Annotated in this window: 9 protein-coding genes and 2 pseudogenes; 9 read left to right on the forward strand and 2 right to left on the reverse strand. The window is 40.9% G+C overall.

What is annotated here, in order from left to right; genetic code table 11:
• From babA to DV63_RS16435, 5 genes and pseudogenes are all read left to right on the forward strand, one after another.
• A partial coding sequence (gene babA / locus DV63_RS16415; protein WP_020982425.1) for a Hop family adhesin BabA occupies positions 1–2040 on the forward strand: 2040 nt, incomplete at its 5' end.
• Between the two features lie 220 nt (positions 2041–2260).
• Positions 2261–2536 carry a hypothetical protein gene (locus DV63_RS16420; protein ID WP_001134059.1) on the forward strand — a complete coding sequence of 92 codons (276 nt, stop codon included), beginning with the start codon at positions 2261–2263 and terminating at the stop codon, positions 2534–2536.
• Positions 2517–2801 carry an endoribonuclease VapD gene (gene vapD, locus DV63_RS16425; protein ID WP_000271053.1) on the forward strand — a complete coding sequence of 95 codons (285 nt, stop codon included), beginning with the start codon at positions 2517–2519 and terminating at the stop codon, positions 2799–2801. The genes DV63_RS16420 and vapD overlap by 20 nt, the downstream gene beginning before the upstream one ends.
• A gap of 168 nt (positions 2802–2969) precedes the next feature.
• Entirely contained in the window at positions 2970–3281 is a 312-nt protein-coding gene (locus tag DV63_RS16430) for a type II toxin-antitoxin system antitoxin (RefSeq protein WP_001134053.1), read from the forward strand.
• Positions 3268–3527, forward strand: a pseudogene (locus DV63_RS16435) (HP0892 family type II toxin-antitoxin system mRNA interferase toxin). The gene DV63_RS16430 and the pseudogene DV63_RS16435 overlap by 14 nt, the downstream one beginning before the upstream one ends.
• A gap of 96 nt (positions 3528–3623) precedes the next feature.
• On the opposite strand, the gene DV63_RS16440 reads toward DV63_RS16435, so the two are convergent.
• Entirely contained in the window at positions 3624–4148 is a 525-nt protein-coding gene (locus DV63_RS16440) for an acyl-CoA thioesterase (protein WP_001135626.1), read from the reverse strand.
• 139 nt (positions 4149–4287) lie between these two features.
• On the opposite strand from DV63_RS16440, the gene DV63_RS16445 reads away from it, so the two are divergent.
• From DV63_RS16445 to DV63_RS16460, 4 genes and pseudogenes are all read left to right on the forward strand, one after another.
• On the forward strand, positions 4288–5136 hold the full coding sequence (locus DV63_RS16445) for an SDR family oxidoreductase (protein ID WP_000504093.1): 849 nt from the start codon (positions 4288–4290) through the stop codon (positions 5134–5136).
• Positions 5129–6109, forward strand: coding sequence for a FecCD family ABC transporter permease (locus DV63_RS16450; protein WP_000921458.1), 981 nt, complete (start codon positions 5129–5131; stop codon positions 6107–6109). Before DV63_RS16445 ends, DV63_RS16450 begins: the two co-directional genes overlap by 8 nt.
• Positions 6109–6876, forward strand: coding sequence for an ABC transporter ATP-binding protein (locus DV63_RS16455; protein WP_000242377.1), 768 nt, complete (start codon positions 6109–6111; stop codon positions 6874–6876). Before DV63_RS16450 ends, DV63_RS16455 begins: the two co-directional genes overlap by 1 nt.
• Before the next feature lie 63 nt (positions 6877–6939).
• Positions 6940–8056: pseudogene (locus DV63_RS16460) on the forward strand (glycosyltransferase family 8 protein).
• Between the two features lie 170 nt (positions 8057–8226).
• On the opposite strand, the gene DV63_RS16465 reads toward DV63_RS16460, so the two are convergent.
• On the reverse strand, positions 8227–11912 hold a 3686-nt coding region (locus DV63_RS16465; RefSeq protein WP_020982485.1), incomplete at its 5' end, for a vacuolating cyotoxin family protein.

Raw genomic sequence — 11912 nt, forward strand, 5'->3', positions numbered from 1 at the left:
TACAGCACCCTAAACACCCTTATCAAATTGTCCGCTGATCCGAGCGCGATTAACGCAGTTCGTGAAAATCTGGGCGCGAGCGCGAAGAATTTGATCGGCGATAAAGCCAACTCCCCGGCGTATCAAGCCGTGCTTTTAGCGATCAACGCGGCGGTAGGGTTTTGGAATGTCGTGGGCTATGTTACGCAATGCGGGGGTAACGCCAATGGCCAAAAAAGCACCTCTTCAACCACCATCTTCAACAACGAGCCAGGGTATCGATCCACTTCCATCACTTGTTCTTTGAACGGGTATGTGCCTGGATACTACGGCCCTATGAGCATTGAGAATTTTAAAAAGCTTAACGAAGCCTATCAAATCCTCCAAACGGCTTTAAAACAAGGCTTACCAGCGCTCAAAGAAAACAACGGCAAGGTCAATGTAACCTACAGCTACACTTGCTCAGGGGTAGGGAATAATAACTGCTTCATAACTGGAGTGAAACAACAAAACGGATCCAAGATGGAAACCCAAACCATAGACGGCAAAAGCGTGATCACCACGATCAGTTCAAAAGTCGTTGATAGCGGAGTGCCTAGTAATACATCACATGTCTCCTACACCGAAATCACCAACCAATTGAACGGTGTGCCTGATAGCGCTCAAGCGCTCTTAGCGCAAGCGAGCACGCTCATTAACACCATCAACACGGCATGCCCGTTTTTCCGTGCTAATAATAGTAGTGCGCCTAACGCCCCAAAATTCACTACTACTACTGGGAAAATATGCGGCGCTTTTTCAGAAGAAATCAGCGCGATCCAAAAGATGATCACGGACGCGCAAGAGCTTGTCAATCAAACGAATGTCATCAACAGCCATGAACAATCCACTCCGGTAGGCAATAATAATGGCAAGCCTTTCAACCCTTTCACGGACGCCAGTTTTGCGCAAGGCATGCTCGCTAACGCTCAAGCGCAAGCCAAAATGCTCAATTTAGCTAATCAAGTGGGGCAAACCATTAACCCTAGCAATATTACCGGGAATCTTCAACATTTTGTTAAAGACTTTTTAGCCACATGCAACAACCCCTCAACAGCTGGCACTGGCGCCACACAAGGTTCAGCTCCAGGCACAGTGACCACTCAAACTTTCGCTTCCGGCTGTGCCTATGTGGAACAAACCATAACGAATTTAAACAACAGCATCGCTCACTTTGGCACTCAAGAGCAGCAAATACAGCAAGCAGAGAATATCGCTGACACTTTAGTGAATTTCAAATCCCGATACAATGAATTAGGGAATACTTATAACAGCATCACCACCGCGCTCTCAAAGGTCCCTAATGCGCAAAGCTTGCAAAATGTGGTGAGCCAAAAGAAAAATCCTTATAGCCCTCAAGGCATAGAAACCAATTACTACCTCAATCAAAATTCTTACAACCAGATCCAAACCATCAACCAAGAATTAGGGCGTAACCCCTTTAGGAAAATGGGCATCGTCAGTTCTCAAACCAACAACGGCGCGATGAATGGGATCGGTATTCAGGTGGGTTACAAGCAATTCTTTGGCCAAAAAAGAAAATGGGGCGCTAGGTATTACGGCTTTTTTGACTACAACCATGCGTTCATCAAATCCAGCTTCTTCAACTCGGCTTCTGACGTATGGACTTATGGTTTTGGAGCGGACGCGCTTTATAACTTCATCAACGATAAAGCCACCAATTTCTTAGGCAAAAACAACAAGCTTTCTGTGGGGCTTTTTGGCGGGATTGCGTTAGCGGGCACTTCATGGCTTAATTCTGAGTATGTGAATTTAGCCACCGTGAATAACGTCTATAACGCTAAAATGAATGTGGCGAATTTCCAATTCTTGTTCAACATGGGGGTGAGGATGAATTTAGCCAGATCTAAGAAAAAAGGCAGCGATCATGCGGCTCAGCATGGCATTGAGCTAGGCGTGAAAATCCCCACCATTAACACCAATTACTATTCTTTCATGGGGGCTGAACTCAAATACCGCAGGCTTTATAGCGTGTATTTGAATTACGTGTTCGCTTACTAAAGCTTTTGTAGAACTCCCTTTTTAGGGGGGTTTTTTTTGAAGCTTTCTTTTTTTAAAACTCTCTTTTTTTAAAGCTCTTTTTTTTGGGGGTTTGATTTTTTTCTTTTTGCCAATCCCCACTGCTTTCGCTTTTTAATCTTTAAGTTTTTTTCTAACCTTTTTAATCCCGCTCTATCGGCTTGCGCTATAATGAGCTGGTATTTTTAAAAAAGGAATAAGCATGCCTAACACCACCGCAGAAAAAGACTACACCCAATATAGCGAAAAACAGCTTTTTAACTTAATCCATCAATTAGAGCGAAAAATCAGCCAAGCTTTTGATGATAAGAGAGATTGTTGTTTGGGGCATGAGATCCCAAACATTCAAACGCAACAAGCCATGAGAGATGCGTTAAATGGGGTTAATCTCACTCAAATTGATAGTTTAGATGATCTTACAAACGAGTTAAAAAGAGAAAATAGTAAAGGTTTTGAAAATGTATGCTTTAGCGTTTGATTTAAAGATTGAGATTTTAAAAAAAGAATACGGAGAACCCTACAATAAAGCCTATGATGATTTAAGGCAAGAATTAGAGCTATTAGGGTTTGAATGGACTCAAGGGAGCGTTTATGTTAATTATTCTAGAGAAAACACTCTAGCGCAAGTCTATAAAGCGATCAATAAACTCTCTCAAATTGAGTGGTTTAAAAAGTCTGTTAGGGACATTAGAGCGTTTAAGGTAGAGGACTTTAGCGATTTCACTGAGATTGTGAAATCCTAGTGTTTAGCCAAATCTTTAAAATTCTTGGCACTTATAGAGTGAAAAGCAACGCTTTTTTATGACTCATGCAGTCATAGCGATCTGTTTTAATCCACCCAAACCCCTTATAATGCTTAAACCAAATCGCTTGCGCTATAATGAGCTGGTATTGTTAAAAAAGGAATAAACATGCCTAACACCACCGCAGAAAAAGACTACACCCAATACAGCGAAAAACAGCTTTTTAACTTTTTAAATTCTATCAAGACCAAACAAAAAAGAGCGTTAGAAAAATTGAAGGAAATCCAAGCTCAAAAACAAAGAATCAAAAAAGCGCTCCAATTTAAAGTGCTCCATTTAACCGAAAACGGATACACCATAGAAGAAGAGCGAGAAATCTTAGCAAGGGCTAAAGATACCAAGAACCACCTTTGTTTTAAAAGCATAGAGGATTTTAAAAAGCATTGTGAAAACTTAAGATTTAAAAATGCTGATGATTGAAACCAGTAAAAAATTTGATAAGGATCTTAAAATTCTTGTTAAAAACGGGTTTGATTTAAAGCTTTTATATAAAGTGGTTGAAAATTTAGCCAAAGAGCAACCCCTAGCTCCCCAATACAAAGACCACCCGCTCAAAGGCGGTTTAAAAAATTTTAGAGAATGCCACCTAAAACCGGATTTATTGCTTTAGTGAAAGGTGGTGAGCTTGTTTTAGTAAGACTAGGCAGTCATAGCGAGCTGTTTTAAGCCGTCCGCAACTTATAACGCTTAAACCAACCGCTCAACCAACTACCCCCTTTTTAGGGGTAAAATTTAAAACACCGCTTACGCTTTTTTTGCTTTTTAAATACCCTCGTGTTTCCCGCTTTTCAAATACCCTCGTGTGCGCATTTCCCTACGCTTCAAAGCCCCTTCATAACGGCGGATTTCAACCTCTGTTTTAGGCTCGTATTTAGGCATGGGGGTGGGTTTGCCATTTTCTACAGCCACCATGGTGAAATAGCATGAATTAGTGTGCGTGATTTCACGAGTTTTAATATCTTCGCTCAAAACCTTAATCCCCACTTCGCACGAGGTGTTGCCCACATAATTGATGCTGGCTAAAAAAGTGAGCAAATTCCCTACAGGAATGGGGTATTTAAAAGTAACCCCATCCACGCTTAAAGTGACCGTTCCTTTAGCGCAATAACGAGTCGAACACACGTAAGCCACTTTATCCAACAAATTCAATAATTCCCCCCCATGCATGACATTGTTGAAATTAGCGGTGGTAGGCACAACCAGATAGCTCATCAATAATTTAGTGCGATCCGCTGTGTCTATAGTAAAATCAAAATGGCTAGAATGCGATGATTGTATTTGAGGCATTGTTTCTCCTTAATTAAAATTGGTGTTAAAAATGTCTTTTGTAAAAAACATTCCAAGAACTATATATTAGTAAAAATTAAGTAATATTAAGTGAATATTAGAGGAATTATAAAAATAATAAGAGAGTTGGCGTTAGATAATGGGCGAGAAAAAAGAAAGCCAAAAGGTGGCAATTATCACCGGGGCGAGTTCTGGGATTGGGTTGGAGTGCGCGTTAATGTTGTTAGATCAAGGGTATAAAGTCTATGCGCTCTCTAGGCATGCGACTTTGTGCGTAGCGTTAAACCATGCGTTATGCGAGAGCATTGATGTTGATGTGAGCGATTCTAACGCTTTAAAAGAAGCGTTTTCAAACATTAGCGCTAAAGAAGATCATTGCGATGTTTTGATCAATTCCGCCGGTTATGGGGTGTTTGGGAGCGTAGAAGACACGCCCATTGAAGAAGTTAAAAAGCAATTTGGCGTGAATTTTTTCGCCCTTTGTGAAGTGGTGCAGTTTTGTTTGCCCTTATTAAAAAACAAGCCCTACTCTAAGATTTTCAATCTTTCTTCCATCGCAGGGCGTGTGAGCATGCTCTTTTTAGGCCATTACAGCGCGAGTAAGCATGCCCTAGAGGCTTATAGCGATGCCTTGCGTTTAGAGCTTAAACCCTTTAACGTTCAAGTGTGTTTGATTGAGCCAGGCCCGGTGAAAAGCAACTGGGAAAAAACCGCTTTTTCAGTTGAGAATTTTGAGAGCGAAGATAGCCTTTATGCGTTAGAAGTGAATGCGGCTAAAAGCTTTTATTCTGGCGTGTATCAAAACGCCCTAAGCCCTAAAGCCGTGGCGCAAAAAATCGTTTTTCTTAGCATGAGTCAAAAAATCAAGGCTCGTTATTTGATCGGCTTAAAAACCCAATTGTTGCTAGCGTTGTATCAAATCCTCCCGAGTAGCTGGTATGATTCTTTGTTCAGATTAATCGTTCTTAAAAGGAAGCGTGATGCTTAAAACCTATCATATCGCCTTAGCTTGCGTGATTTTAGCGGTGGTGGTGCTGTTGTTTGGAGGGGAGTCCTTGAGTTTGGAAGAATGGCAAGAAGTGTGCCTTAATGTGAAAAACCACTTTTTACACAACGAAGAACTGAGCTCTTTAAGTATTATTATTTTAGAAATACGACTACCACGAGTGATTTTAGCACTCCTGGTGGGAGCGAGTTTGTCTGGGAGTGGGGTGGTGATGCAAACGATTTTTAGAAACCCCTTAGTGGATCCCTTTTTATTAGGGATTTCTAGCGGGGCGATGTTAGGCGTGGCGATGGCGATAGCGGTAGTGGAGTCTAACATTGCGATTTTAGCGTTTTTTGGGGCGATTTTAGCCAGCCTTGCTGTCTTAGCGATGAATAGGGTTTTAGGCAATTCCGTCCTTTCGTTGGTGCTTTCAGGGGTGGTGTTGAGCGCGTTTTTAAGCGCCTTAGCTGGAGCGATAAAATTCTTTGTGATCCCCCAAAAAGCGCAAGCGATTGTCGTGTGGCTTTTAGGGAGCTTGTCTTTGAGCAGTTATAAGGATTGCTTGATCGCTTTCATAGGGCTATCTCTAGGCTTTATCCCGCTTTTTTTGTTAAGGTGGCGTATTAATTTATTGAGCTTGAGCGATGCGCAAAGTTTGAGTTTGGGGATTAATCCCGTGCTGTTGCGATCGCTTTGTTTGGTGTGCGTGAGCGTTGCGAGCGCTTTAGCGGTGAGCGTGTCCGGAACGATTGGCTGGATTGGGTTAGTCATTCCGCATGTAGCGAGGTTGTTTTTTGGAGCAAATTTACAAAAACTGCTTTTAAGCTCTTTGTTAATGGGAGCGTTTTTCTTGCTTTTAGCGGATGTGGTGGCTAAAACCATTACCCCCTATGATTTACCGGTGGGCATTGCGACAAGCGTTTTAGGAGCGCCTTTCTTCTTGTGGCTTTTATTCAGGACTAGGGGGGTGTGATGGTCTTAGAAGTTAAAAACCTGTCTTTTAAATATTCTCAAAAACTCATTTTGGATAAATTGAGTTTTAGCGTGCCAAAAAACAGCATTACCAGTATTTTAGCGCCTAATGGCTCGGGTAAAACCACGCTTTTAAAATGCCTTTTAGGGCTTTTAAAGCCTTTAGAAGAAACCGAAATTAAAGCGTGTAACAAAAATATTTTACCCTTAAAGCCTTATGAAAAAGCTAAACTGATCGCTTATATCCCCCAAGTGGAATCTTATGCGTTTAATTTCAGCGTGCTGGATTTTGTCTTAATGGGGAAAGCGACGCATTTGAACTTGTTCGCTATGCCTAAAGCCAAGCACATTAAAGAAGCGACTAGCGTTTTAGAGCGCTTGGATTTAGAATCCTTAAAAGATCAAGGCATTAATGATTTGTCCGGCGGCCAAAGGCAAATGGTGCTTTTAGCCAGAAGTTTGTTGCAAAGAACGCCCTTATTGTTACTGGATGAACCTACGAGCGCTTTAGATTTAAAAAACCAAGCCCTTTTTTTTGATGCGATTAAAGATGAGATGAAAAAACGAGAATTGAGCGTTTTAGTCAATATCCATGATCCCAATTTGGTTGCCAGGCACTCCACGCATGTGGTCATGCTCAAAGATAAAAAACTTTTTTTGCAAGCTTCCACGCCAATCGCTATGACTTCACACAATTTAAGCGCGCTCTATGACACGCCCTTAGAAGCGATCTGGCATGATAACAAGCTTGTCGTGTATGCGTTGTAGAGTTTGAGAATAGAGAATTTTGAGTTATAATGTTTTATCTATTTTTATTTTCAAGGATTTTATATGAAAATTAGCGCATCTGTTACCCCCCCCCCCATTTCAGACTATCCCTATAGTAGTAGCTTTTGACAATAATTATTGCATCCCTGCTGCTGTGAGTTTATACTCCATGCTTTCTTGTGCGAAGCAAGAAAGAAATGGGGTAAAACTTTTTTATCAAATCCATTGTTTAGTGGATAGTTTGAGCGCTGAAAATGTAGAAAAATTAAAGCGAACTATAGCCCCCTTTAGCGCGTTTTCTGGTATGGAATTTTGTGATATTTCAAAGAATGATGCTTATCCTTTTAAATTGATTTCTAAACTTTTCTTAAGACTCAATTCTTTTGCTCAAAAGCGTTTTTCTAAAATGATTTTATGCCGTTTGCTGCTAGCGAGTATTTTTCCTCAATATGAAAAAATTATCATGTTTGATGTGGACACTTTGTTTGTGGGCGATATTAGCGAGAGCTTTTTTATCCCTATGGATGGAGAGTATTTTGGAGCGACCAAAGAAGACTATTCATTGATTGATATTCATAGCGCTAACGATTTGTTTTTGTCTCGTCTTAATTGGTCTAAGGGAATGGGTGTTAAACTCAATCATAAAAGCCTAACCTTTCAAGAAGTAGAAATTTTATATGAAAACCCTTTTAATGTAGGTTTTATGTTGGTCAATTTGGCGTTGTGGAGGGAGTGTCATTTGGAAGAAAAACTGATTGATTTTTTTAAAACAAGAGATGAAGGGCTTTTGTTGCCAGAGCAAGATTTATTTGTGCTTGTTTGCCAAGGGTGTATTTTAGAAATACTTTGCAAGTATAATGTCCATCCACGCATGGTGGGGACGAGAATGATACCCAAAAAATCTGATGTTTGCATGTTGCATTTTTATGCTGATGAAAAGCCTTGGAAACATTTTAGCTACCCGTATTCTCAAGAATGGCATCAAGTAGCTTTTAAAACTTCTTTTGATTCTTTAGTTTTTGAAAATTTAGCGGGTCAAATTGAAACTTTTACTGAGATTAATAACCACAACAAAAAGAATTTTTTTGAATTTTTAAACACTAGGCTGAATAAAAAATTTCTTATACAATATGTTTTGTTTAAGATTTTTAAAAAGCTAGAGTATTTTTGTTTGCGTTAGTGGAGTTTATTTTAAAGGCTAATCCCTTAGGGGTTGGTTTGTTGATAACACATTAGCATGAAAGAGATGATAAACCAAATAAAACATGAGATCAAAGTCCCAAAGATCTACACTTCTTAAATCCACCCCATGCCAAAGCATGGGTTTAAGAGCGGTATTTAGATCAGTATTTAGAAACTATATCTCATTCCTAAATTGGAAGCGAAATGGCCTATATTGGAAATCAAATTGTGCAAATAAACAAAGCCCAAATTCAAAAACACTTCTTTAGCCAATTTCAATTCCCCACCCATCATCACTCTGGCATGGGTATTTAAAGGGTTGCGAGCGGCATTCACTTTAAAGGTGTTTAAAGACACCGCATTGCTAGAACCAAAGTTAGCGAACTCTTGTAAAACTCCAGCATTCATATAGAAGTATGAAGTGTCCCCATAATAATAGCGCGCTTCCACATTAGCGCTAGCGTTGAATAAATGCTGACTGCTTGCGCCATTTTTCAAAGCCACTTGATTGGCGCTGTTGCTTTTAAAGTTGGTTGAACCTAAATGGTTATAGCTCACGCCCACGCTTGGTTTTAACACCAAAGCGTTCCTAAAAAACGCAAAGTCATAACCATAGCTCGCTCTTGTTGCAGCGCTATAGCCTAAGTAATTATAGCTTTGATTCAAATCTCGCAATAAAGCGCTTTTGAAATTCAAGCTTGATTGATCACTCCCTAGCGCCCCTTGAGCTTCAAAGTCAAATTCATGCTGGTTAGCAAAGAGACGGCTATACACGCCAAAATTAGTGTTATTGGCTCCAGAGTTAAGAGAGTTCGCTTGATTGCTAAAGGAGCTATAACCATAGCTTCCAAACCCGCCCACAATAGCTTCTACTTCCCCATTAAGGTAAGCGTCTACGCCGGCGCTTGTGCCATACAATGAAGCGTTGCCGCCATTATTCAAGCTCGTTCCTCCAATAGCGTTAGCCCAAACATTGGTGGGTTTTTCGTATTTAGGGGCAAATTGATACAACACTTCTGCCGCGCTTTCTAAAGAAGCGAATTTTTGGTCTTTTAAAGCTTGTAAGCGTTGGGCGAACGAGTCAATATTGTTGGTGTGCCTCCTGGAGAGATTGACTAAACGAGAATTTAAAATCATCGCATTACTCAAGCTCAAAGTTTGTAAGCCGCTTGTCTTATGCTCTAAACTGGCTATGTTGTTTAAAGTGGTAGTGGCCGTATTCAATTGCTTGGTGATTTCATTAGTGCTTGTCGCATCAATCATTGTTCTGGCATAACCCGCATCATGGCTATCAATCAATAAGGTTTGTAGGAGATCCCTGCCTTGAGTGCCTGAGTTAGCATAAAGCGTGTCAATATCGCCAGAGCGGTTAGCCAATTCAAACACGCTTTCAATGGTGCCAAAATCATGCTTATTGATAGCGACTAAATTAGGAGTGGCGCTGTAACGAGCGAAAGGAGCGTTCTTCACGAGAGCGTAGCTAGCGAAACGCGCCTTGTTGGTGGTGTTTGTAGGTAAATTTGTGGTATTGCCACCATTCTCAGTTGGCGTAGAATTGCCTAAATAATGCACCGAAATTTTAGAGCCGTTAGCCGTTTTGCTGATCCCTATATTTTTCCATGCCTTACCGATAAGATACTTGTAATTGTCAGGGTTATTCACCATGGATTGATTGCCGATAGCCGTCCCGCATGCTTTAATATCATCAGTATTTCGCACCACACAAATATCCATGCGGTTGTTGTTGTTATAAAGGGCTAGGCGCTCTTTGAATTGCTCTATTAGATTAACATTACTAATGCTGTTAGTGCCCGCAGAAACATTGCCATAACCGATGATTTTCGCTTTTAATAAGACATGTTCTTTATTTTTAATGAGATCTTGAGCACTGTTAATCTTCATGAGCGGTTGGTAAAACCCAGTCGCGCTATCCACATTATTATTAAATAACATAGCTGCTGCATTGCCTACATTCAAGGTGGCTACTTGCCCGCCTCGGACCAAATAATTGATAGTGCCTTGATTGTTGGTGAAATCCCCTTGAATGGTTAAATTTGAAAATTGGCTATAATCCATGACCGCATTTTGACCTAGGGTTAGATTATTAAACATAAGTTTTGCCGTGCCCCAAGGGCTTCCTTGAGGTCCAAAAGCAAGTTTGTTAGTGATTTCAACATTTTTAATATTTCTAGCGTCAAAATAATTCCAAGGGGCGTAGTAAAAATCATTGATAACCAGTTTTTCACCGCTTTTAAATTTAACACCGCCAGAATAGATTGACCTAGTGCCAGTTTCCAAACGCACGGTATTGATGCGCGATTGACTGCCTATATCTTCGCTAAAATGAGTGTATTCCCCCACGCTTATACCATTGGTTTTAACCACCAATTCATTAATGTTGAAGTTTTTAATGGCCACATTAGTGGAAGCTGTAATGAGCTTGTTGATATTGACTTTGTTTGTAACGCCACTGAAATCTAAGGTGTTGAAACCACCATTACCAGTATCAATACCTTTAAAATTAGCTGTGTGGGCATCCACTTTTAAATTCACAAATCTTCCCAAACTAATATCGTTATTAAAAGTAACTGTGCCGTTTTTGGTATCCGCACCAGCCTTAAACTCAAAATTCGCGCTTGAGCCTGAAAGAGCATAACCGCCCACTTGATTATTCACCCTTAAAGGCCCATCAACGGTGATATTCCCGGTTAGATTTTCCACTAACAAAGAGCGCCCGCTCGCTTGATTGGACAGATTGATACCGCCTTTGCCGATATGCAAATGAGCCGCATTCGTGCTGAGAGAAGCTTTAAACCCTCCCACTCTAATCGTGCCATCAGCGTTAGTGTTGATGCGGTTGATATTGACCACCGTGTCTTTGGCGCCAGCAAAAGGCCCATCAATGACTTGCGTGGGTTGAATTTCTGTCTTTTGCGCGCTATTGGGTGGGTTAATGACCTGAGTGTTACTATTGTTTTGACTGCTCTCTTGTTTGTCGTTTTTAGCGCTTTCATTTTTGTCGTTTTTAGCGCCACTTTGAGAAGGGGTATTATTAGGTTTATCCTTATAGCCGCCTTCTGGGGGGGCAATAATGTTTAGCCCCGCGCTTTGCCACAAATCCAATGTGCCAATATGAGTCTTGTTACTAGCGATAATGCCTGCTTGAGCAGCGTTTCTATCGCCCACAGTGAGGTGGTTAAAATTCACTTCCCCTGTCACTTTTGAAGTGTTTATCGTGCTGTATGAAGGGGCCAAATACGCTCCCACGTATTGCAAACGGCCCATCCACACATTACCCATTAATTTAACGCTGTTTGAAGCCAAATTGAGCGTGGCGCCATCATAAAGAGAAATTTCTGCGTTTTTATCGCTAGTGATCCCTTCTGAAGCTTGCAAAGTTAAAACCGTAGAGCTGGCTTTCCTCCCGGCTCCAGAACCCACACGATTATTGATTTCTACAAAATTATCAATTGAGATATTTTTAGCGTTGAAATCCACTCTTGTGGTGCGATCGGCGCTATCCTTAAAGCTTGTGAAAGAATTGCCATTGAATTGGCCCAAGCGTAAAGTGGCTTTTTGCATATTGACATCTAAATCCCCACCGGTGTAGTTTCTTAGCCCTGAGAGCTTATAAGTCCCTACAGCGTCTTTCATATCCACTTCAAGCTTGTTCCATTGCCCGCCTTTGACCCAATAATGCCTAGCGGCATTCCCCCAATCCCAACCTCCATCAATCTTACTGGATAAAAGGGATTTGTATAAGTCGTATTCCTTGTTAGGGAATTCATTAAAGCCTCTTCCTGCTTGAATGCGCCAAACTTTTTCGGGTTTATCCGGGGTTTTATTGGCTTCTT

It is taken from the genome of Helicobacter pylori FD535, assembly GCF_000296015.2.
In the GTDB taxonomy this organism is placed as follows: Bacteria; Campylobacterota; Campylobacteria; order Campylobacterales; family Helicobacteraceae; genus Helicobacter; species Helicobacter pylori_CT.